At 57.3% G+C, this 21022-nt stretch carries 34 protein-coding genes and 2 other RNA genes; 20 read left to right on the plus strand and 16 right to left on the minus strand.

Features of this window, described 5'->3' with window-relative positions:
* Window positions 1–251: 251 nt before the first annotated feature.
* From G403_RS0117950 to G403_RS25070, 15 genes are all read right to left on the minus strand, one after another.
* On the minus strand, window positions 252–824 hold the full coding sequence (locus G403_RS0117950) for a phage virion morphogenesis protein (RefSeq protein ID WP_027855212.1): 573 nt from the start codon (window positions 822–824) through the stop codon (window positions 252–254).
* 91 nt (window positions 825–915) lie between these two features.
* A complete protein-coding gene (locus G403_RS0117955; RefSeq protein ID WP_027855213.1) occupies window positions 916–2166 on the minus strand; it encodes a PBECR2 nuclease fold domain-containing protein in 1251 nt (416 codons plus the stop codon).
* Complete coding sequence (locus tag G403_RS0117960) at window positions 2166–3722, minus strand: DUF935 domain-containing protein (protein ID WP_084404103.1); 1557 nt, start codon at window positions 3720–3722, stop codon at window positions 2166–2168. Before G403_RS0117960 ends, G403_RS0117955 begins: the two co-directional genes overlap by 1 nt.
* A gap of 2 nt (window positions 3723–3724) precedes the next feature.
* Window positions 3725–5287: a terminase large subunit domain-containing protein gene (locus G403_RS0117965; RefSeq protein ID WP_211232712.1), complete on the minus strand. Its 1563-nt coding sequence runs from the start codon at window positions 5285–5287 to the stop codon at window positions 3725–3727.
* Window positions 5284–5898, minus strand: a complete 615-nt coding sequence (locus G403_RS0117970; protein ID WP_211232713.1) for a phage protein Gp27 family protein — start codon at window positions 5896–5898, stop codon at window positions 5284–5286. Before G403_RS0117970 ends, G403_RS0117965 begins: the two co-directional genes overlap by 4 nt.
* 4 nt (window positions 5899–5902) lie before the next feature.
* Complete coding sequence (locus G403_RS0117975; protein WP_027855217.1) at window positions 5903–6211, minus strand: hypothetical protein; 309 nt, start codon at window positions 6209–6211, stop codon at window positions 5903–5905.
* Window positions 6201–6551 carry a hypothetical protein gene (locus G403_RS0117980; protein ID WP_156899732.1) on the minus strand — a complete coding sequence of 117 codons (351 nt, stop codon included), beginning with the start codon at window positions 6549–6551 and terminating at the stop codon, window positions 6201–6203. The genes G403_RS0117975 and G403_RS0117980 overlap by 11 nt, the downstream gene beginning before the upstream one ends.
* Window positions 6552–6655: 104 nt before the next feature.
* Window positions 6656–7060: a hypothetical protein gene (locus G403_RS24680; protein ID WP_051299241.1), complete on the minus strand. Its 405-nt coding sequence runs from the start codon at window positions 7058–7060 to the stop codon at window positions 6656–6658.
* Window positions 7057–7713 carry a transglycosylase SLT domain-containing protein gene (locus G403_RS0117990; RefSeq protein WP_051299244.1) on the minus strand — a complete coding sequence of 219 codons (657 nt, stop codon included), beginning with the start codon at window positions 7711–7713 and terminating at the stop codon, window positions 7057–7059. The genes G403_RS24680 and G403_RS0117990 overlap by 4 nt, the downstream gene beginning before the upstream one ends.
* Before the next feature lie 2 nt (window positions 7714–7715).
* Window positions 7716–8114 (minus strand): putative holin, encoded by a 399-nt coding sequence (locus tag G403_RS0117995; protein ID WP_051299246.1) that lies wholly within the window; start codon window positions 8112–8114, stop codon window positions 7716–7718.
* A 188-nt stretch (window positions 8115–8302) separates the two neighbouring features.
* Entirely contained in the window at window positions 8303–8761 is a 459-nt protein-coding gene (locus G403_RS25355) for a hypothetical protein (protein ID WP_156899733.1), read from the minus strand.
* 35 nt (window positions 8762–8796) lie between these two features.
* Window positions 8797–9312, minus strand: a complete 516-nt coding sequence (locus tag G403_RS0118005) for a hypothetical protein (protein WP_027855223.1) — start codon at window positions 9310–9312, stop codon at window positions 8797–8799.
* 157 nt (window positions 9313–9469) lie between these two features.
* Window positions 9470–9754 carry a hypothetical protein gene (locus G403_RS23850; RefSeq protein ID WP_051299248.1) on the minus strand — a complete coding sequence of 95 codons (285 nt, stop codon included), beginning with the start codon at window positions 9752–9754 and terminating at the stop codon, window positions 9470–9472.
* 149 nt (window positions 9755–9903) lie between these two features.
* The gene (locus G403_RS25805) at window positions 9904–10029 is read right to left on the minus strand and encodes a hypothetical protein (RefSeq protein ID WP_281171152.1); all 126 of its coding nucleotides are present in this window, start codon (window positions 10027–10029) and stop codon (window positions 9904–9906) included.
* Between the two features lie 14 nt (window positions 10030–10043).
* Window positions 10044–10598 carry a helix-turn-helix domain-containing protein gene (locus G403_RS25070; RefSeq protein ID WP_084404104.1) on the minus strand — a complete coding sequence of 185 codons (555 nt, stop codon included), beginning with the start codon at window positions 10596–10598 and terminating at the stop codon, window positions 10044–10046.
* Between the two features lie 88 nt (window positions 10599–10686).
* Here G403_RS25070 and G403_RS0118025 point away from each other — a divergent pair, with 88 nt between their 5' ends.
* Complete coding sequence (locus G403_RS0118025) at window positions 10687–10905, plus strand: DNA-binding protein (protein WP_027855225.1); 219 nt, start codon at window positions 10687–10689, stop codon at window positions 10903–10905.
* Between the two features lie 30 nt (window positions 10906–10935).
* Here G403_RS0118025 and G403_RS0118030 read toward each other — a convergent pair whose 3' ends face one another.
* Window positions 10936–11259 (minus strand): hypothetical protein, encoded by a 324-nt coding sequence (locus G403_RS0118030; RefSeq protein ID WP_027855226.1) that lies wholly within the window; start codon window positions 11257–11259, stop codon window positions 10936–10938.
* A gap of 119 nt (window positions 11260–11378) precedes the next feature.
* Here G403_RS0118030 and G403_RS0118035 point away from each other — a divergent pair, with 119 nt between their 5' ends.
* The 19 genes from G403_RS0118035 to G403_RS23865 all read left to right on the plus strand — a co-directional run bounded on the left by G403_RS0118035 (window position 11379) and on the right by G403_RS23865 (window position 20772).
* Window positions 11379–11852, plus strand: coding sequence for a hypothetical protein (locus tag G403_RS0118035; RefSeq protein ID WP_027855227.1), 474 nt, complete (start codon window positions 11379–11381; stop codon window positions 11850–11852).
* Window positions 11853–11854: 2 nt separating this feature from the next.
* Window positions 11855–12094: a hypothetical protein gene (locus G403_RS0118040; protein ID WP_027855228.1), complete on the plus strand. Its 240-nt coding sequence runs from the start codon at window positions 11855–11857 to the stop codon at window positions 12092–12094.
* A complete protein-coding gene (locus G403_RS0118045; protein ID WP_027855229.1) occupies window positions 12091–12408 on the plus strand; it encodes a helix-turn-helix domain-containing protein in 318 nt (105 codons plus the stop codon). Before G403_RS0118040 ends, G403_RS0118045 begins: the two co-directional genes overlap by 4 nt.
* A 12-nt stretch (window positions 12409–12420) precedes the next feature.
* Window positions 12421–13356, plus strand: coding sequence for a DUF3102 domain-containing protein (locus tag G403_RS23855; protein WP_051299249.1), 936 nt, complete (start codon window positions 12421–12423; stop codon window positions 13354–13356).
* A 2-nt stretch (window positions 13357–13358) separates the two neighbouring features.
* The gene (locus tag G403_RS0118055; protein ID WP_027855230.1) at window positions 13359–15104 is read left to right on the plus strand and encodes a DDE-type integrase/transposase/recombinase; all 1746 of its coding nucleotides are present in this window, start codon (window positions 13359–13361) and stop codon (window positions 15102–15104) included.
* The gene (locus tag G403_RS0118060) at window positions 15104–16273 is read left to right on the plus strand and encodes an ExeA family protein (protein ID WP_036234448.1); all 1170 of its coding nucleotides are present in this window, start codon (window positions 15104–15106) and stop codon (window positions 16271–16273) included. The genes G403_RS0118055 and G403_RS0118060 overlap by 1 nt, the downstream gene beginning before the upstream one ends.
* 1 nt (window position 16274) lies before the next feature.
* Window positions 16275–16544, plus strand: coding sequence for a hypothetical protein (locus tag G403_RS0118065; protein WP_027855232.1), 270 nt, complete (start codon window positions 16275–16277; stop codon window positions 16542–16544).
* Window positions 16541–16816, plus strand: a complete 276-nt coding sequence (locus G403_RS0118070; RefSeq protein WP_027855233.1) for a hypothetical protein — start codon at window positions 16541–16543, stop codon at window positions 16814–16816. Before G403_RS0118065 ends, G403_RS0118070 begins: the two co-directional genes overlap by 4 nt.
* A complete protein-coding gene (locus G403_RS0118075) occupies window positions 16813–17442 on the plus strand; it encodes a DUF3164 family protein (protein WP_027855234.1) in 630 nt (209 codons plus the stop codon). Before G403_RS0118070 ends, G403_RS0118075 begins: the two co-directional genes overlap by 4 nt.
* An 8-nt stretch (window positions 17443–17450) precedes the next feature.
* On the plus strand, window positions 17451–17690 hold the full coding sequence (locus G403_RS0118080) for an HU family DNA-binding protein (protein WP_027855235.1): 240 nt from the start codon (window positions 17451–17453) through the stop codon (window positions 17688–17690).
* A complete protein-coding gene (locus G403_RS25360) occupies window positions 17687–17860 on the plus strand; it encodes a hypothetical protein (RefSeq protein WP_156899734.1) in 174 nt (57 codons plus the stop codon). The genes G403_RS0118080 and G403_RS25360 overlap by 4 nt, the downstream gene beginning before the upstream one ends.
* Window positions 17861–17885: 25 nt before the next feature.
* Complete coding sequence (locus G403_RS0118090) at window positions 17886–18134, plus strand: hypothetical protein (RefSeq protein ID WP_156899735.1); 249 nt, start codon at window positions 17886–17888, stop codon at window positions 18132–18134.
* 239 nt (window positions 18135–18373) lie between these two features.
* An RNA gene (locus G403_RS25075) (hammerhead ribozyme type II) lies at window positions 18374–18440 on the plus strand.
* 14 nt (window positions 18441–18454) lie between these two features.
* On the plus strand, window positions 18455–18745 hold the full coding sequence (locus G403_RS0118095) for an HU family DNA-binding protein (protein ID WP_027855237.1): 291 nt from the start codon (window positions 18455–18457) through the stop codon (window positions 18743–18745).
* Window positions 18744–18810, plus strand: an RNA gene (locus G403_RS25080) — hammerhead ribozyme type II. Before G403_RS0118095 ends, G403_RS25080 begins: the two co-directional genes overlap by 2 nt.
* Before the next feature lie 7 nt (window positions 18811–18817).
* Window positions 18818–19393: a hypothetical protein gene (locus G403_RS0118100; RefSeq protein WP_027855238.1), complete on the plus strand. Its 576-nt coding sequence runs from the start codon at window positions 18818–18820 to the stop codon at window positions 19391–19393.
* Window positions 19384–19851, plus strand: coding sequence for a hypothetical protein (locus G403_RS23860; RefSeq protein ID WP_051299251.1), 468 nt, complete (start codon window positions 19384–19386; stop codon window positions 19849–19851). Before G403_RS0118100 ends, G403_RS23860 begins: the two co-directional genes overlap by 10 nt.
* A 5-nt stretch (window positions 19852–19856) precedes the next feature.
* On the plus strand, window positions 19857–20420 hold the full coding sequence (locus G403_RS0118110) for a gp16 family protein (protein ID WP_027855239.1): 564 nt from the start codon (window positions 19857–19859) through the stop codon (window positions 20418–20420).
* 1 nt (window position 20421) lies between these two features.
* Entirely contained in the window at window positions 20422–20772 is a 351-nt protein-coding gene (locus G403_RS23865) for a Mor transcription activator family protein (RefSeq protein WP_211232714.1), read from the plus strand.
* The last annotated feature ends 250 nt before the right edge of the window (window positions 20773–21022 follow it).

Raw genomic sequence — 21022 nt, forward strand, 5'->3', positions numbered from 1 at the left:
CAAATGGGCCTGGCGATATGCCAATGAGGTCAGCTTATGAGGTGAGCGCGGCGCAGTAATTTGAACGGGGGCAAAACTTGAAATCGGGGTGTTGATGAGGAAAAGCGGGAAGTCTGGGTGTCGCGTAGGCGTAAAGACTTTTTATAAAAGCTTTATCGGCCTCTCAGGCGGTTTTTCAGGGGCGGGTGACAGGCGTTGTAGCGGCCAGCCCCTCTCAGGGGCTTACAGAGGCGCTCAGAGCCTCGGGCTATTTAGCGGGCAGAAACCGCTTTAGCGAGGTAGTCGCGGGCAAGACCGACCAGGTAGTTCTCATCGGCCTCGCTGGTACCCAGCCAAGGGCGTGCATGAATGGTCGTGTTGTGGGCCCCGATCGTTACGCCTTGGGCAAAGTCACTGCGCCGCTTACTCACAAATCGGTTTCCAACCGATCCATCCCGGTTGCGTTTGAAATAGGCATTCTGAGAACGAGCCGCATGCTGAATCTCAGCACCGTACTGGTGAACCGCGCCATAGATTCGATCGGTACCAAAGGCCAAACCTTCATCATCGACCACTCCACGTAGCGTGTTGGCCAGGTAGCCGCGCAAAGTCAGGATCTTGTTGCCGTTCTGCTTCTTGCGCTTCTGATAACGTGGGGATAACGGTGCCCAGGGTGTACCGTCTGGAGCTTTCTGGTCTTTAAAGCGCTGGCGATGCACACGATGCAGGTGCTCACGCATATTGACCAGCAGCGGCTTGGGATTATCCAGCGCCTGTATTCCCGCCTTCAGTACATTGCGGACTTGGGTATCATTCAGTTCAAAGTTTATACGCGCACCGGCCATCATTTTCTCCTATAATCGGGGTAACCGCGATGGATACGCCCCCGGCAATTGGGCCGCCAAACATCGCGGGGCCGCAGGTGCCGGCCTGCGGTCACTCCTCACTTCTGCTGTATAGCCTCACACCGACACGCATATCTTCGATGTCATGCGCATCAGGCTGGAAAACGGTGATTCCACTCCACCCATCGGCCGCAATCTCGAATACCGCCAATGCGGGCAAAACCTGATCAGGCAGACTGAACTGCGCAAGGTAACGGCGGCGAACCATGGCTTTCTTCTGACTGTGGTGCCACTCCAGGCGTACCCAGATCTCATCCGGATCAATCACGGCTTGAGCCAATAACGGCAAGTAACGACCACGGCCACGCTTGTCCGCTTTCAAGGTGCCTGAGCGGCGGTCCATGAAAAGCTCTTTCCCCATGACCAGGCGTTCATCAATCACATCACGAAAGATTGCAGGCTTATCCAAATCAGCGCCAAAGGGCTGCAGGAAGGTGCGTGCATACTCCTCTTGCGTAAGCCCCTCAGACAGCAGCTGGTCTGGACTGGCCGGGCGTGGTTCAGGCAGGGGTGCATTCGGGCGGGTATTGGGCAGACCCTGGCCACCAGCCGAGCCGGTTATCGGAGGCTCAGGGCGTTCAGGGGGGATAGCACTCTGCAGGCGCGCACGACCAGGTGTGTATTCAAAGCCGGGATCGATCCCCTCCGGCACCCGCACCGTACGGGGGCCGCTGGGGCTGCGCTGGCCGATGGTGACCGTCTGCCAGTTTTCGGCCGGCGCGGTACCGAGTTTGAGCTGCTGCCGCTGCATATCGAATTCAGACAGGCCCGTTACATAGCACTGGCAGCCCCAGCCGCCAGGCGGGAAATGTGCGATCCACCAGTTGTGATCGGCCCGCAGGATCAGGCCATCCCACGCCAGGTGATGTTCACGCGGGTGGGTGACGGAGTCGTTGTGGTTGTACTGCCAGTACGGCAGTGCGTCCCGGTCTTCCCAGAGCTGCTCGAACCGGCCCGCGTTGTAACTGCTGAACAGGTTGGTCTCGTAGATAACGCGTGATCGCCAGCCGCGCCCGCCGTTATAGTCCCAGCCGTGTTTTGAAACGATGTTGTCGAAATCCTTGCGAAACTCTTCCAGGGTGATGCCGTCCTCCACCATCTTGATGATCGACGTGTGAAAGTCCTCAACGATCGCATTGCGGTTGGCACCGGCCACGACAAAGCCCCAGTCATGCTCATGGGTGCGTATGTCGGTCCAGTGCCGGGTTGGGATCGCCAGCTTCTGCCGGATGAAATCGATCTGCTGAGGAAACGGCACCGACCCATAAGAGACGCTGGGCATTAGCGTTGCTCCTCTTTGACCTCATTGCGACCGGCGAGGAACGCGGCGGATCCGGCCTGAGCCATGGCGGCTGCGTACTGGTCCAATGTCATGGCCGGGTAGGTTTCCAGGAGCCGATCGCGCAGCTCTTCCAGGGTGTCCACCTGGTTGGCCAACTCGCGTACCTGGTTAATCCACGCGCTGACGTTGGGCTCAACGGATTGTCGGGCCTGCTCCATCATCTGTAGCGGTGGCTGGCCTATAGCCTCCGCAAAGCTTGCTGGCACATCCGGCGCGTCCTGAGTACCAGACTCAACCGGTACCGGCTGAACACCTGGCTTCACAGGCGGGGCAGGATCGGGTTGTTTCTCTTCCCAGCCCTCACCGTAGTTCTCGGTGATATAGCCCAGCTTAGGCTTGAAGTAGCCCATATCCACAATCGTCTTATCACGCTCGGCACGCTCGTTCAGATCCTCATCCGGCGTGACCTTGCGATAGACGCGCGGTACCGCCGCACCGGGAAAGTTCCACTCGGTCAGCCAGCGGGCGATCGTGCGGTTGAACGACTCGCAGACCAGATCCGCATCGGCCTTCACCAGATCCTCACGCACATCGCCCTGCAGGTCGTCATTGCCGAGCCGGCCCGGCGTGCCTTCGGAGCTGGCCACTTGCCCCATTACCACCTTGGCAATCGCCCGGTCCATCCGGTCGACCAGGGAAACGTAATCGGCGGAGCCGCTGCGGGCGGCCTCCAGCAGCTCGATCTCCATACCCTGGGGCACGATGATGCCGGAGTCGGTATTGATGGCCGACAGCGCCTGCAGCAGCCGGGTCTTCTCATCCGGCAGCGCGGTACTTGGGTAACTACCTTTCGCCGTTGGCTGGCCGAACTTCTCAAGGAAGATCATCCAGAACTTGATGCCGTTGCGCTTGAACAGCACCGGCCAATAGAGCCAGTGGGCCAAGCCCAGTCCATAGGGCTCGTCGTCATGGTCCGCGCCGGTGCTGAACGCCCAGAACTTACGGTCTGGCAGTAGCTCGCCTTGCGGGTTGCTGTAGGTCTTCATGCGCAGGCGCATGGCCCCATCCCAGCCGAAGCGTTGGCGATCGCGCACCTTGATGGCATCCAGGGTGATAAAGCGGCCGTCGCGGGCGTACATCGCTTCTGCGGCTGCAAAGCCGTAGAACACGCCATACATCATCTTGCCGGTAACGCGGTCCCAACCGATGTGGTGGAGCTGCTCGGTCAGGAAGTCCGCAGCGGCTTTGTCGCGCTTCGTTTTGCCGCCTGGATCAACACCCCATTCTTTACTGGTGATCGCCAGTTGCCGTTGCTGAAATACGCCTGCGACCTGGTCGTCGCGCAGCACCTGGCGATAGATCTCGTAATCGCCTGCGCCGCGCAACTGCAGGATGGAATCAGAACTGGGCTGGATCTGCATCGGATCCACATAGCCACGTGTGATATCGCGGCCATCAAACGTGGTCGCGACTTCGCGCATCTCCGGGCGACTGGATCGGCGTGTTTCATCGGCGAAGCTGGCCGGGATATAGAGCCCGCTTAATGTCTGCTGCATATTCAGAACCCTCCGAAGTCGTTACCGCCACCGACCGTGCCAAAGCCGGTATCGGTGACGACAGCGCCACGGTTGTAGTGGTCATCGCTCATGGAAGTGCGGCGGCCTGTGGATTGGAATTCCATCTCGACGATCTCTTGCTCACTGGCGGCATGGGCTAATACGCAGCCCATGGCGCTATCCCCGTGACGCTCTCCTTTACCGTCGGTTTTCCCTTCAGGGAGGCGAGCAACACCACGCACGAGCTTGAAGGCGCGGTGGTCTTCGAGGACGTCGTCATGTTTCGGGATCAGGATCGTCCGGTCTTCGAAACGGGCCTTGTAGCGGGGCATCTGCTCCCGGTACCAGGATTCCGTTGGCATCACCCGTTCTACCTGGGAGCCCCAGTAATCCCACGCGGCTTCGCCGATTGAGGAGCCGTTGCCTCGGCTATCGATTGCCACACCGCAACGACGTGGCAAGCCATCACCGACAGCAAACAGCACTTGCTCCTGCTGCTTGAACGGGACGTTATGCAACTCCACAATGAACGGAACGCGGCGGCGCAGATCCAGGCCGATTTCCATGGGAACGATGTCGGACATATCACCGGAGCGAGCGAAGTCCATACCCAGTGCATGACGGCGCTCGGGATCGAGCTTATCGAGCAGGGGGCGCACTTCATCACGGATCCAGTCTTCCATGATGGAGGTGCGCATCGGCAGCGGCATCTGGTTGAACTCGCGGGAGCCGTTGAATCTGAGCACCGGCGCTTGATACATACAGGCTTCGATTTGCGCACGGGTCAGGTAGGATCCGCCGCCCAAGGCGGGCACACAGAACAGCTCTTCGTCCTCGTTCGGTTTGTAACGGTTGATAAGCTGCTGACGCCAGTGTTTCTCGCCGTCTGCCGTCCATTCCCGCCCAGTCACCGCACAGATACGGCGATAAAAGCCATCTTCCAGGGCGTCATCCAGGGTGACGCGGTGTAAAGAAAAGTCGTAGCGCCCGGCCCTGATATCGTTGATCAGTGTATTGAACGGGTTGTCCTCACCGTTGTGGGTACTGATGATCCGAATCTGACCGCCCCAGATGGTCATCGCCATAGCGGCCTTGAGCAGCTCGGCGATATCGTCAACGAACGCCGCTTCATCGATCACCAGCCGCTCACCGGGACGGCCCTTGCTTCGCAGGTTGCGCGGGTTGCTAGTAAACGCCTGGATGACATTGCCGGAGTCAAACTTAATGGTGTAGGTAAGAATCTGTTTGTCATCCTGCTCGATAACAGACTCTTCGATCTGGCCAGCCGCTGCTTGGAACGCCTTCGCCCAGCCCGCACAGTCCTGGATAAAGCCGGATGTCATCTCTTTGTTGTAAGAGATGTAGTAGACGTTTGCCCCGGCGCTGGAGGCTGCATAAAGAACATCATCAGCGGCCTCCGAATAGGACAGACCGATACGGCGGCTTTTCTCGATCACCTTGACCGGACTTGTATCCTGGACCCAACGCTGTTGGTAGCCCAGCAGGATCGCGAAGTCGGAATCCAACCGCTCTTTTTGCTCTCCAGTAAGAGGCTGATCGCTCACTGCATACCCTCCATAATGGCGGCTCGCAATGCGGCAACACCATCACTAGACAGGCCTTGGCTCTTCGCCGCTTGCTCTGCACTGGCCGCAGCATCCTCCAGGGCCTGTTTCCGCGCCCGCGCTTCAATATCTTCCTGGTACTTCTTCAGCGTGACGCTGGAGCGCGTGAGGGTGGCAATATTCTTTGCCGCCTCCGATAACAGGCCGATCCGCTCACTGATATCGATATCCTCGTCATCCGCTTCCTGGAGCATCATCAGCGAGTCAAACAGGCCGGTCTGGATCATGGAGGTGAGCGCTTCAGATCGCGCATCCTCACGGTCTGCGGTGTGTTCTCGGATGATCTTCGCGGCCTCCGTAGAGGCACGGATCGCGGCCAGGCGTTTCTCAAGCTTCTGGCCGTAGCGGCCAACAGCTGAACGGCTGGGCAGCTCACCGGCTTTTGCTTCATCCGGGAATTCAGACTGCAGGTCCGCAATCAGCTCATCCAGTGTCATGCGGCCTTCGGCCAGGTGCTTCTCGATGCGTTGGCGGATCTCTACGCGCAGCCTGGCAACGGATGAGCGACTGGATGCGAGAACTGGAGCGATTTCGTCCATATCGTCACTCATAGGCTCACCAGTACTTCTCAGGTCGTGCAATACCAGGGCGACACTCGACGGTGTATTCGGCGATATCGGTACCCAGGGCCGTCAGTTCGCAGTGCCAGCGGCCATCCGGCTTTTTATCGACGTCGATCATCTTGCGATCGCCCAGGTAATCGATCTCCCGACGGAGCTCCTGGGGCGTTGCGTCCGGGTATTCGCTCTGTACAACGGAAAGCACCAGGCCTTCATACGCCCCGATCGGGCGGGCATTGTTCAGCGTCAGCAGGATGTACCACCGCATCGACTCGCGGCGTACACGTTCCATATCAATTGGCATCGTATCCTCCTCGCAGCTGGGCGCGCTGCAGGCCGCCCGCCAAACTATCGATCTTTGCTTCCAAACGGCTCTGGCCCCGGATGTAGTCCTCACTGCGGACATACTTTTCGGGCAATTCCGCACGCAGTTTCATCAGATCGCGCTCCACCTGAGTAACGGCTTGGTTGTTCAGTAGCTCACCTTCCTCGATCTTGGCCAATCGTTGGTTAAGCGCGTCGAACTTGCTATCGAGCTGCTGTGTAAACAGCTTCCCTACATACTTCGCAACCGCCCAATACCCGCCAATCAACGTCAAGATGATCGCCACCAGCGACAGCACGTCCCTAAGTTCCATTTGCACCGCGGCCTCCTTGTAGTTTCCGTATCAGTTCAAACAAACGGCCACCGCAGATGCCGTATTGGTCATAAAGCTCTTTCAGTGCCACCGCTGCAGCGCTGTCGCTGTTATCCGCCGGGCTCACCGGCACCGGGCACGGCACCATCAAGTCCGCCGGTAACGGCTCTGGCAGCCCGTTCTCGGGCGGCATCGAGCTCGCGCATGACGCGGTCATCAAAGCGGCACTCGCTACGCATAGCAGCCGTTTCATCGAGCAGCTCCTTCAGGGTTTTGGTGGTTTTACGGTCCTGGCTCTGGCGGTCCGCCAACAAGCCCTTTACCCGCTGGCTGGCCTTGTTCGACTCAGTTACCAGGGTGCGATGCTGTTCAATCAGTGCATTCAGATCAGTCACGGCCTGCTCATCGGTTGCCGCTTGGGCCTGGAGTGAGCCATCGGCATGGCCTTTCCAGTAGCCCGCAGCACTGCCCAACATCAAGGCAAGGGACGCAACAGCAATAAGACGGGCGATCACAGCGTGACTCCTTCGCACATGCCAGGGCCCCATCCGGCAGCGGCATAGAGCGGCTCCCACCGTAAGAGGATCAGGCGCACATAGAGGCGGTTCTCCCTCCGCGCCCAATCCGCTCGCTGGGTATATTTCTCAACTGCGTTGAACCACTTGGCAGGATCGGCCCCCGAAGCCGACGCCAGGCGTTCGTCACGGCCTACCCAGCCGATACCGCCGTTATAAGCGCTGGCCATTTTGGCGGCCTGATTGCACTGATCCACAGCATCCACCCTCGCAAACAGCCAACGGTCGTAGATAACCAGGGCGCGCAGTGCCCAGCCGGGATTCAAAGGCTGGTGATCACCCAGCTCATCGGGGTAGATCTTGGCGATCCATTCCGAGGTTGAGGGCATAAACTGCGTCATCCCTTGCGCGCCTACCGGAGAGACCGCATCCGGCATCCAGCGCGACTCCTGATGCACCTGGGCGGCAAAGGTGGCGATCGGCGCATCCAGCCCCCAATGGGCGTGTGCACTGCGCACCAACAGACTGCGGTACTTGTTGGCTGCCGCCGGTATCCCGGCAGAGTGCGCGGGTGCGCAGGCCACAAAGCCGAAGAGCACAACCAGGAGCAGGATCAGGAAGCCATCAAATGACGGTGTGGTTACTCGGCGCATGACTACAGCCCCAACGTCAGACCGAGGACACAGGCGAGCACGATTAAGGCGCGGCGAAGGGTGGCGATACTGGCGGACCAACGATAGCCAGCCTCCTGCGCCCGGTCGCGTTTAAGATCGCCATCCTGGTAATGGTCGGCCTCACCGAACAGCACGTGGGGCCGTGCATAAGGAAACAGCGTACGGTCCAGCCAATACGCCAGCACCGCCGCAATGGTGACCAGGGCGATCTTGTAGAGCACCACCGGCAGTTGATGGGGGCTTACCCAAGCAATAGCCGCCAACAGCGCGATACTGACCAGCAGCCAGACGATCAGGCGGGGGATGGCTATCCGAGGGATAGTGATCCGAGGGATGGTGATCCGAGGGATGGTGATTTTGGCGAAGAGCTTGCGCAACATGTCGGCGTCCTCTGACTGTGAGTGAGTACAGTCAGAATGACGCCGATTAGGTGGGGAGTAATTTGAACGGGGGCAAAATCAATTAAGGAGATTAGAAGGCAAACTTCCGGACATAAACAAACCGGAGCCCAGTATGCAAACAGCAATTTACAAACAACATCACCAGGAAGCGTTTTCAGCTGCCACCGCTATGAATGAGGCGGATTTGCGTCGGGTGAGTAACCTGCTCGATCGACTACTGCAAACGGGAGCTTCATTTGCTGAAGCAAATATAGAACTGCAGCGCCTGTTCTTGCCGACCGTGGCAGACGATCAGGAATTGGCATCAGGGAGTTACCAGCCAGCTCGTTAGCCAACGCCACTTGGATCGCCTGTTGGTGTCGCTCCAAAATCACACGCCACACCTCAATGCTAACAGGCGGCCACTTTCCCTTAAAAACAAAGTGCTGCTGTGCCAAATCAGCCTTTCCTTCGAAGCGCGCTTCATAGGGCAAGGCCACGAAGTCACGATAACGATTTCTAAAGTCATTATTTAACGGCCAAAGAGCCTCAACTACATCCCATCCTGATAACTGTTTTGGTGCACTGTTTTTCCAGTCTGGACCGATGACTTGAGAAAAATATTCAAACAGTAAATTTTGATCCACCGATTCAACCCTCCCTGTGTTCTTATCTATAATTCCTAACCTCGCTGAAAAACGTATCGCGTAGTCCAGCTGCATTTGCAGCGCAGGTGGCCACATGGCGGCATCTGTCGCATCAGCTCTGAAGTCGGCTTAAACGTATCCCCATCACGACGCCCGCAAGGCGCTAGATCTGGACCTCCTATATCCAAAGAGACCTCAATCAAGCTATCCGGTGCCCCCTTTAAGGCCACCCGGATTTCACCACGGCGCATAAGTTTGTGAGCCGAAAAGATCAGCCAGGAAACGAGTGTATCGAGAATATCCCGGGCATTTGGATCAATGCCTTCTGAAACCAGCAACTCCCTGCAACGGGGCCAATCCCATTCTTCGTTACCAAGCACCGTTTCAAGGCGTTTTATCCAAACCCGATGCTCGGCCGACTCATTATGGAGCGACACAACTTCTTCCAGAAGCTTGCGTTTGGTTGATTCAGATAACTGCATCTCCCGAGCCGCCTGCTCCATTGGGACTCGCACAAATACATCAGGGATGGCGGGTAAGTTGAAGCTCATATTACCTCCTTAGATCAGCCACAGTGCAACGCCTACATCCATCTGGCGCTGTAAAACTCAAGCTCAATTTCACTACTGAGCAAATAGCCAAACGACACCACCGCAAACAACCAGGGCCGCTATGCCTGCTGTTGCAAAGTATCGTTAAAGCTACAGGTCACGACTCATACCAGCCATCCCAATAGACGCCTTTAGTACCGGTTTCCTTTTTTGTGCAGGCGAAGTTTCTTTTGGTGCCTCGCAGATAACCCGTCACGTTGTCCGGCTCGTCTACGATCACATCCAGAGAGAAACCAGAGCTTGACTCAACGTTAGTCAGACAGCTTCTCAATGAGCGAAACTCACCACCCATCACCGTATTAGCCCCGCTCTCGCCCTTATTGCCGAACAGGACATAAAGCGCAAAGACCACAAAGCCCAGCATCAGAATTACACGAATCATATTCCCTCCTTAGATCAATCAAAGCGCAGCACCGACATCCTCCTGACGCCACTCGTACCCAAATGCGTCGACGCATTTGAACCAAAACGGCAAGCGCCTGCCGTTTTGGCGGCTCAATTTTGAGCCGTCACCAGCCAACACTCCACCCACTACCCCGGCCAACGCATTCTGAGCAACTGCCACAGCAGCAGCACCGCCTCCGGCGTTAGCACCAAATGGCAGTGATAGTCACCGCCCACCACAAAATTGTTGTCTCCCTCCACGCGGATATCCATCTACAACTCCCTTGCTACTTCTCATAGTAATCCTTGCCCGCTACGCGGTTGCCTTTGCCTTTGACCGATATCGAGGTGTCGCCGCGCGTATCGGCAGTACTGCCTGCTGTCAACGCGCCTAGTACAGCAGCTTTAACCTGCAAAGAGGCGGTGCGGAACAAAGCAAGCAACTCCTGCTCATCGCGGTGCAGCGGTTCCTGCACCAGCCCAGCCAAAGCCGACCCATCACCCAGCTCTGCCGCATGCAGGATCTGCTGCAATAATCGACGCTGCTCCTCACTCAATTCGGGTAGGTTTGCCTTTTGTGTCGCTGTCGATACCGCATCCAGCCGGCGATGAAGCTCAACCTCATTATCCGGTTGAAACATCGAACCTTCGCCGGTTGCCAACCAGTCACCCCGAATGTGCAACTTCTTAACCAGCACTTCAGCTTCTTCTCTTGAAAACTTCTTAGCCTCTCCGCCAGCCAAGCGCTTTACGCGCTGGAGCGGCACACCGAGCAATTCGGCAAGCTCTTTCTGTTTAAGACCGCATTCCTTCAGGATTTTTTTTGTTAGTACGGAAATCATACTTTCCTTGACGGGTACGAAAAACGTACCTATTATTGATTTAATAAACACCAAACATCATTTACAGAGAACGAGGCATAGCAAAGCCATGACTAAGCGCAAAGTACTCACTCCCGATGAAGTCAAAGCCCAGCTACAGGATCAGGGCATCACTATCACTCAGTGGGCTAAAGACCACGGCTACACCCGCAACGCTGTCTATCGCGTTTTGAACGGGTTCGATAAAGCCAAGTACGGCAAAGCTCACGAGATCGCCGTAAAGCTGGGGCTCAAAGCCCAACCCCAGCCTGATCACGCTGCCGCGTAAACGAACCCGCTACCAGGAGCCATGCCATGCCTAACCGTCCTTTCCATCAACAAATCCGGTCGTTTGCCGTAGAGGAGCTACGTTCGATAGCTCGTGCTGCCGGATTGCATCGGCTTTCTCATGGGGAGCGCGAAGGAGCACTCCGTTCAGCAATTCAAGCGCATCTCGCTCAACGGCAATCGTCATCGGATTCTGACCGGGAAGTTCGATGAGCGCGTTAATGTCGCCCATCAGCTCCGGCAAGTCGATTGCCTGCTGGTCCGATAGCCGCTTAACCAGCGTGCCAAATAGGTTATGCAGGCCAGCAAAAGCGGCAGCAAGCTCTTCACGGTCGACAGGGGTTGATTCACTCATGCGCCCATCCTCGATTGTAAATGTACCGAAGAGCCTAGCGAAGTTGAAACAATTTTACCTATAGCAAAATCAGGGTTTTTTCAGCAGGCCTGAAAAAAGAGAAGAGAGGACGCCATCCAATGACACGCAGAAATTGGAAGAGCTGGGTACCGAGGTCACCTGTCGAGGCCATGGAAGGTGTCGTTGAGCTGGCCTTTATCAAAGACAGCAGCCGGGTAATCAAACGAATCGCCTGCGAGTTTATTGGGCAGCACGACGCGGGGCCTCTCTACAAGTGGATGAGTAATGGACGGCTGCCGCTCTGCCTGATCCTGCCATTTGAAAAGGCCTGTGGTGTGCCGTTGATCACCCGCTACCTGGCCGCCGCCAACGGCAAGATGCTGGTTGATATCCCCACGGGCCGCAACTGTAAGGCCAAAGATGTTCAGCAGCTGCAAACCGTTCTGAACGATTCCGTAGGGGCTCTGCTGGCGTTCAGCGCCGGCGATCAGGACGCCGACGAAACCCTGGACTCTTTGCGCGCAGGCCTGGAGTCACTGGCCTGGCACCACGGCAATGTGCAGCAGCACGCACAACCTCAACTGGAGTTTTAACCATGGCTACCCAATCTGCACCTGCATCACAGAACGCCCCAGGTGTTCACAAAAAAACCTACCACTGCAGCTGGTGTGGCGCTGAGCGCGCCCTGGAAGAGCTGAACGGTGTGGACATACTGACCGGCGATGACAGCCACGCCAACTGCGCCCAGCTTGTGCGTTGCGATTCGCCCGAAGCGCAGCGCATTTTCAACGACCTGATCTCCTGCGGCTTGGACATTCTGGAGGCTCGCCCATGAGTACAGCTGACCAGACCCGTATCAGCGCCAGTGGCGCCAAGTGCCTCAGGGTGCTGTTCGCCCTAAGTGGCCATAGCCTGACCGGGCTGAGTAACAGTGAGTTGAGCAAGGCGCTGAACGAGAGCCCGGCCACCATCAACCGCTGCCTGAACACGCTGATTGCGGAAGGTGCGGCCATCAAGCTGGATTCAGGCCGCTTTGCGCCCAGCATCCGGGTGCTGCAGATGGCCACCCGCCATGCTCAGGAGTTCAGCAAGGCCCGCGCCCGTATGGACGAAATCGATCAGCGCCTGATGGCCGGCGCGAATCTGTAAAAGGAGCGATAGATGTCACGCACACCGGAAATTATCGAGGCACCCACGGAAGATCAGGTGGATTGGGTTGGCGGCGCAATGAGTCAGGCCGCTAAACATTCCACTGAAATTATGGAGCAGTTTGGTGACGGCGAGCCCTATGAGCGCAGGCGAATAATCAAGGAATTCAGGTTCTACATGGCTCAGGGCGCTGAAGCCATGTTTGAAATGGGCAAGCGGCTGATTCTTCTGAAAGAGAACGAGCCTCATGGGGAGTTCACAGAAATCGTCGAGAACCAGTTTGGCATGAGCCCCAGGACCGTGCGGGTCATGATGCAAGCCACGATCAAATACTCATCGCCCAAGCTGGAGCCAAAACGGCAAGCGCTTGCCGTTTTGGGTAAAACAAAATTGTTCGAGCTGATGGTGGCGGATGATGAGGAGCTAGTTGAGCTTGACGAGGGCGGCACCGTCGCTGGTCTGACTCTCGATGACATCGACCGTATGACTTCCCGCGAACTCCGCCGCGCCCTCCGAGACGCCCGCGAAAACGCCGATGCCAAGGGCAAGGTGCTGGCGGATAAGAACACCAAGATCGATGAGCTGGATGCGGAGCTGACCGCGCTGAAAAACCGTCGCGCCAAGGCGGAAGTGGAGACGCTACCGCCCGACGAGGTCGCCGCCGATCTGATGCAGCAGGCCACCCGTTTTACCCATGAGGCCTTGGGCGTGATCAACGGCATGATGCTGCCGGCGTTTCGCGCCATCGATAGCCACGATCAGACCCACGGCAGCCGCCATAACGTGATGATGGCGGGGCTGGTGGCTCAGCTGGAGGTGCGCCTGAATGAAATCCGCGCCGACTTCGACCTGCCGCGCCACCTGGATGGCGACAGCACCCCGGACTGGCTGCGTGACGACGCTGACCAGGTGGTGGCCGCGGCCATCCGCCAGGCTGAGGAGCGCTGATCATGAGCGCGCTGACTGAACAACTGGTGATGATTGCCCAGCAGGCGCGCGAGCTGCCCCACGGTCAGAAAACGCCCTTCTATGACCGCTGGGCCCGGCAGCTGTGTATGTCCCGCGCCACGTTACTAAAAAAACTCAAAGGTGTTGCCATGAGCAATTCACGCAAACGTCGCTCTGATGCCGGGCAGTGTGCCCTGGAGCTGAGCGAAGCCCGGCTGATCTCTGCGGTGCTGATGGAAATGATACGCCGCAACAATAAACGCAACGGCACGATCAAGGCGGTGGTTAAGTTGCTGCGCGAAGACGGCAAGATCCGCGCTGAGAAGTTCGATAAAAGCACCGGCGAACTAACACCGCTCAGTGATGATGCGATCGCCCGCGCTTTACGCAACTATCGCCTGCATCCCGACCAGTTGCTGGCCCCACCACCAGCGATCGCACAGCGCAGTGCTCACCCGAACCATGTATGGCAGGTGGATGCGTCGATCAGCGCCCAGTTCTATATGGATGTTCACGGTTCTGAGGCGATCGACCCGGCCCAGTATTACGACGGCAAGCCGGAGAACCTGAAGAAGATCGAACGCAAACGCCTGTGGCGCTACGTGATCACCGACCACACCAGCGGCACCCTTTACCTGGAGTACGTGCTGGGTGCGGAGAGCGCCGAGAATCTGATTAACGTGTTTATCAACGCGATGCAGAAACAGCGCGAAGATCCGTTTCATGGTGTGCCGTTCATCCTGGTAACGGACCCCGGCGCGGCAATGAAGTCGGCCATGTTCCGCAATCTGTGCCGTTCGTTGAGTGTGGATCTGATCATCAACGAGGTGGGTAACGCCCGCGCCAAGGGCCAGGTGGAGCAGGCCCACGACATGGTGGAAAAGCTGTTTGAGAGCCGTCTGGCGATTCAGAAGGCGAACAGCCTGGATGAGATTAATCAGCTGGCCTGGCGCTGGATGCGGCACTTTAACGCCACCGCCACCCATACCCGCACCGGCATGAGCCGCTATTCCAAATGGATGGAGATCCAGCCGGATCAGCTGCGCCTGGCGCCTGGCGGCGAGCTGTGCCGCGAGCTGGCGGTGAGCGACCCGGAAACCCGCGTGGTTGATAACTACGTCCAGATCTCTTTCCGTGGCAAGCAGTTTGATGTTTCCAGCGTGCCGGATATCGGTGTGGGCCAGGAGCTGATGGTGGTGCGCAACCCCTGGCGCGACGAAGACACCGCCCAGATCGTGCTGCGCGATGAGCACGGTCGCGAGATCTTTCATGTGGTTGAGGCGGTGGAGCGGGACGATCACGGTTTCAACGTGAATGCGGCCATGATCGGCAGCGAGTACAAGCGCCACGCAACCACGACAGGCGAGGAGCAGCGTCAGCAGCTGGAGCAGATCGCCACCGGTACCACCTCCATCGCCGAGGCCGAGGCCGCCCGCAAGGCGAAGCGCCGGGTGTTTGCCGATATCAACCCCCACGCGGATGTGGAGGCGTACAACCCCACCGACTTTATGCCTAAGCGCGGTACCGCACTGGATGTGCATACCCCTCGGCTGGTCACCAAGCCGCTGACCCATGTGGAGGCCGCCAAGCTGCTGCGTGATCGGCTGGGCAGCTGCTGGAAAGGTGCCGAGCACTTCGGCTGGCTAAAAGCGACCTATCCGGACGGCGTACCCAGTGAGGAGATCGATGCCATCGAGGCGCTGCTGCGTCAGCCGAAGGCCAATCTGAAACTGGTTGGGGGTGCGTGATGACGCTGAAGCTGAAAGCCGTACTGAAACAGCTGGGTAAACCCCAGGCGGATCTGGCCCGTGTGCTGGATCTGAGTGGCGGGACGATCGCCCAGCTGGTCAACCACAGCCAGTGGCCAAAGTCGCTGGATCGCGATGCGCTGAAACAGAAGATCGAGATGTTTTTGGAGGAGAGCGGTGCCGACGCTAGCACCGTCAGCACCGCTTTTGAGCCTGAAGAGCCGCTACCAACCGCCCTTCAACACACTGCCATGTCCCAGGAGGACGAACCTATGTTACTACGCAAGCAACGCCTGACACCAGACGCCAAAAAGACCTTTGGCATTTACCGCGAGCCGTTCGATGAGCTGGCGTCGCCGGATGAGATGTGGATCAGCCCCGATATCCGATACGTGCGCGAATCAATGCTACAGACGGCGCGATACGGGGGCTTTATTGCCGTAGTCGGCCAGTCCGGCTCTGGCAAAAGCACGCTGCGCCGCGACCTGGCCCAGCGCATCCAGGATGAATCCCATCCGGTGATCCTGGTGGAGCCCTATACCGTGGAAGCGGAAGACTCCGACATCAAGGGTAAGCGCTTCAAGAGCAGCGATATCACCTCAGCGCTGCTGGCGGCCGTCGCGCCCACTGAAAAGCCGAAAATCAACCCTCAGGCCCGTTTCGCGCAGTTGCATCGGGCGCTGAAAGACAGCCATGCCGCCGGGTATCGCCACTGTGTGGTGATCGAAGAGGCACACTGCCTGCCGGTACCGACGCTGAAGCACCTGAAGCGCATCCTGGAGCTGGAGGTCGGTTTTACCAAACTGGTGTCGGTTATCCTGATCGGCCAGACCGAGCTGGGCGACAAGCTGAGCATCCACCGCATGGATGTACGTGAGGTTGTGCAGCGCTGCGAGCTGGTCACCCTCAACCCGATCGATCCCGGTGAGCTCAAAGAGTTTCTGACCTTCCGCTTTGGCAAGGCCGGCTGCCAGTCGGTTGAGTTCCTGAATGAATCGGCCATCCCTGCGCTGATTCACCGGCTGCAGCTGCCCGATCGCAAACGCGACACCCGTGTTTCTAACTTGTACCCCCTGGCTATTGGCAACCTGGTAACTGCGGCTATGAACTTGGCGGCTGAGCTGGGTCTGCCGGTTGTCGATGAAGAAGTCATTAATGGAGTTAGCTGACATGTCTTACGCATCAGATATGCAGAACCAGACCATCCTGGAGCAGCTGGCCAACACCCAGTTGGCCGTCAATATGTTGCAGTCGCTGGGCTTGTCAGTGCTGAGCATCGACAAGATCGGCGAGCGGCCCAGGATCAGGATCATCCCCGGTGTGGGTTGCAGGCAGCTGCGATCCGGCTGGACCCGGCGAACGATTATTGATGGCCGCAAGGCCGTTGAGAACGTGGCGTTTGTCTCTGGGTGCCACGTGTCATGGGAGGAACGGTCATGAGTCGATACGACTATTACGTCATTGATTTGGAAGCGACACGGAGCACCGGACGCGTGATGTTCTTCGGTAAGGGGCTGCGGAATCAGCTTACGCCTGAACCAGAGCAAGCCGCCGTTATTACCGAGGAGTTTGTGAACGGCAACACCGAGTTTTACGACAACGGTGATACCACTCGCGCCGTGCTGTGTAGCGCTGTCCGTGAGTACCGGGACAACCTGATGGAGCTGATCCATACCCGTCACCCTGAACCCGCAAAGGAGCTGATCGCATGAATACCCATACGCAAATGCCTCAGAAAATCCCCGAAGGGTTTCTGATGAATCACCGGGGCGACCTAGTGCGAGTCGAGAATATCAGCGAGCAGGACCAACTCCGTGACCAGGTTGTTTCAGGGTTGGTACCCGAGGCTGTTGAACTAAATGAACGACTTCTCGCTTTCAAGAAACGGGCGCTGTCCGATATCGATGACCTGATCGATATCGCTAAAGAGCGGATCGGCGTCCAGCTCGGCGGCAAGAAGGGCAACATTGAGATCCGCAGCTACGACGGGCGGTTCAAGGTTGTCCGAGCCTTCCGGGATCTCATCGCCTTTACCGAAGAGGTGGAGGCTGCCCGCCAGCTCATCGAGAACTGTATTGAGCGCTGGGGCAGCAGTGCGAGCACGATGCGGCATGCATTTGAGCAAGCATTCGGGCTGAAGGATGGCAAGGTCCGCACGTATCGACTGCTGGAAATGCTCAGCTGGAATATTCCAGACGATGAAGAGTGGGACGAAGCGATGCAGGTCCTGCGCGCAGCCATGCGTAACAGCGGCACGGCGGTTTATGTACGCATCTACGAGCGGATCGGCGAGAGCAACGAATATAAGCCGGTCGCTCTGGATCTGGCGAAGTTGTGAGGTGGGATATGGGCGTTGTTAACCCTGAAAAGCTCTCGATCGATATGGCCTTCCATGCGCGCATGACCAGCGGACAGGCTGAAGACGCTATCCGCGTATTCGGCGAACTGGTGACCCGAGCTGTTGCCGATGGCCATACGGTTGAACTGCCAGCCTTCGGAAAGTTTGAACTCGGCAAGCGCGGCAACGGCGAGCCCGCTCTTCGATTCGTCCAATCAAATAGCGTACGGAAGGCGCTTAAATCATGAGCATCAAGATACCCGTTACAGAAGACGAGGTCCGCGACCTGCTCGCCTGGAGTGAGTTGCATGTAGAGGGCGAGACGACGGATCACGAAACAGGCACGTACGAGGAAGGCGTTCACGACGCAGTGAAGTGGATGCTTGGGCTGATTCACTCAAGACCGGATGAGGTGTGAGATGAGTATCTAAGAAGATTTGAATTTGGACTTTCAAAGCGGGATGCAGGCCAACATCGATGACGATGCGTTAGCAGTGTTCATGCGACTGGAGGCAAAGCACAACGCAATCGTTGATCAGTTCGACACTGTGCTGACGTTTAAGGATGCGCCGATCCATGTTGGCGAACGTGTGATTGAGCCAGGCTCCCCGGAGCATCGTGGAGTCCGACTGGGGATTGCTCTCGCCAAAGAAATGCTGGGTGAGTTTCCACTCTCTATTTCTGAGAGCTGAAAAGGCCATATCCGAAGGTCGATTAACGGGGGCCCGAGATGAGTACTGTAACTATCAGCCTAACTGACAACGACGAAGGAGCGGTTGACGTGAAGATCGAAGGCCTTCCGGATCGAGGACACACACCCAGTAAAGCCCAGGCCTTTGGTGAGGCGCTGCGCGACACGATCGGGAGCCTCAGTCCGTGCGTTAGCGGGATGGGAGATAACGTGTGCCCATACTGTGATGGCACCTGTACCAAGCGAAACGGGCCGTGAATGGTCCGTCTATCCGGCGTGGCTGCCGGGTACTGATGAGCAGCCGAACAACAGGAGATATCCATGAATAAAGCAGATCTGATCGAAGCACTGACCAAGGATATGAAGGTTACCCATGATCGTCCGGTCAGTAAGGCCGATGTCCAGGCCTTCCTGTCGAGCTTTACCGCTGTCGTCTCAGAGGAGATGACACACAGCGATGTAGTAATACCAGGGTTTGGGAAATTCCATGTTTCCGAGCGAGCAGCACGCAAGGGTCGCAACCCTCAGAACGGTACGGAGATCGATATCCCCGCAGCGCGTGTTCCCAAGTTTACGCCCGGAAAGCTGTTAAAAGAGACCGTCAATAGCTAAGCGAAACAGGCGGTACGCCGCCTGTCTGCCCGACGTGGTGGTCGGGTACTGATGAGCAGCTAGGAGAAAGCAATGCAACTGTCAATCTTAGAAGTCCGCATACTCAACGAACTCGCCCGGCGTGGGCCCTGCGCCGCATCCACCATCATGCCCCATGTTGAGGGGTTGGATTCAAAAGCGCAGCTGAAAGGCACACTGGAGGGGCTGGAGAAGAAGGAGCTGGCGAAATACCAGTCAAACGGTCAGTGGGCAATGCCTGCCGCCCTCAAGAAAAAGGTGCTGGACGGAAAGGTCGGAGCAACGGTCGATACTACGGTAACGACACCGCCGGTCGCTGACATTAAGCCCGCGCCGGTATCGGTTAAGCCAAAGGTGGCAGCAAAACAGAAGCCCACAGCACCGGCTTCCGGCAAACAGGCAGCGGTGAAGGTGCCGGTACTGGAAATGTCCGAGCCAGCCAGCACCATCAGTCCCCTGCAGGCCTTGCGCAACAGCCTGCCGCCCGGTGTTGAAATGTATGTGAGTGATGAGGAAGCAATCCTTCACTGGGAAGAGAATACGTTCAAGATCGAAGATGATGCGTTGGATACAGCCTTGGGCGCTATCCGTACCCTTGAGCGGTTGAAGGTGGGGTCTACATGCAGCTGACCCGTTGCCCTATTTGCCACAGCCGCATCCACCTGGACGCCCTCGTCCAGGATGACGCCGGCCGCGAGCTGCTCGCACTACTGTCCAACCTCGACCGAGCCGCCGGTCGCTCGCTGGTCTCATACATGACGCTGTTCCGGTCGAAATCTCGCGACCTGGCCAGTGATCGAGCGTTACGGATCGCTAAAGAGACCTTGGACCTGGCTCCAATTGATCGCTTGGTACCGGCATTAATAACCGTCGTTGAGCAAATGCAGGTTAAGCAAGATGTCGGCGGCTTTAAGCCCCTCAGTAACCACAACTATCTGCGCAAAGTGGTCGAGTCCTCTGGCCCAGCTAACCAGGTTGAAGGCGATATCGACAACTTGCCTGCGGATCTCCGTGGGGCAGAGAGCAAGAACGAAAAACGCGCACGCGTAACCGCTGCGACTATGGATATTAAGAACATCGACTGGTGAACCGGATGAGCAAAAACCCCCAGCGCAATCGAGACCTAGCCGCCATCCACGCTGCCCGTCGTGCACTAGCGTTGGATGAAGATCTATATCGCGAGCTCCTGGAGCAATGGACCGGCAAGCGCAGCGCCGCCGATCTGACAGCCCGCGAGCGTGGCAAGGTACTCAACGAACTCGGAAAAATCGGTTTTCAACGTAAGCCGCGCCAACAACCAGGTAAACATCCAGGAACGCCCAACAACCTGGAAAAGGAGCCAATGCTCCAGAAGGTCGAAGCGCAGCTCGCCGATATGAAGTTGCCCTGGTCCTACGCGGACGCGATCGCAAAGCAGCAGTTCGGCATTGCCCGAGTGGGTTGGTTGAAAACCACGCGTCAGTTTGACGCCGTGATCGCCGCGCTCCATGTAGAGCAGGAAAAGCGATCGCTTTGGACCGCTGTAGAGCGTGAAATGAATCGACTCGGCCTAACCGAGGCCGATATCGAGCGCGATTACCACCCCCGAAAAGGCTGGAAGCGAAACCGCAAAGCGCTTGAGCAGCTTCTCAGCATCCTAAACGTGAAGGAGGCTTGATATGGCACGCGACGGAAAAGGAATGGAAGGCCGCAGGCATGAGCTCCTGGAAGACGTCCACGCCCGCGCTGCGGAAGTGGCCAAAGAGCTCGGCATTGACCCTGATCTGGCTGATCAGATCGGCTGTGCGATTGCAGATCACCTCGCGCAAAACTGGGGCGGCCAGAACTTCACAATTCCGATGGATTACCACTATCGTATAGGTAAGCGCGACTCAGAAATCTACGACCTCTTTACCGGTAACAACCACCACATCCTGGCACGCGAATTTGGCATGACCGTGCGAGGCATATATAAAGTCATTGCACGCGTTCGAGCCAATGGCGACCCGGATCAGCACGACTTATTCTGATCCGGGCTCTCGTTTCACTATCTGCAACTTCCTTCCATAAACTCATCCCGGTTTGTCACAGCTTGTCCCAGCCCATCCCGCATTTATCTCTCATACCGGGTATATTTATCTAACGTCTAAACATCTTGCTGGAATTAGCGAAGGAAACATGCACCAGCAGTAGGTGAAGCATCAACCAGATAATCCGATGAGATGCCGGTCTGTCTCACTCTCATGCAAAGGTAAGATCAACCATTTAATCCGCTTACCC

The sequence above is a fragment of the Marinobacterium litorale DSM 23545 genome, assembly GCF_000428985.1.
Lineage (GTDB): Bacteria > Pseudomonadota > Gammaproteobacteria > Pseudomonadales > Balneatricaceae > Marinobacterium_D > Marinobacterium_D litorale.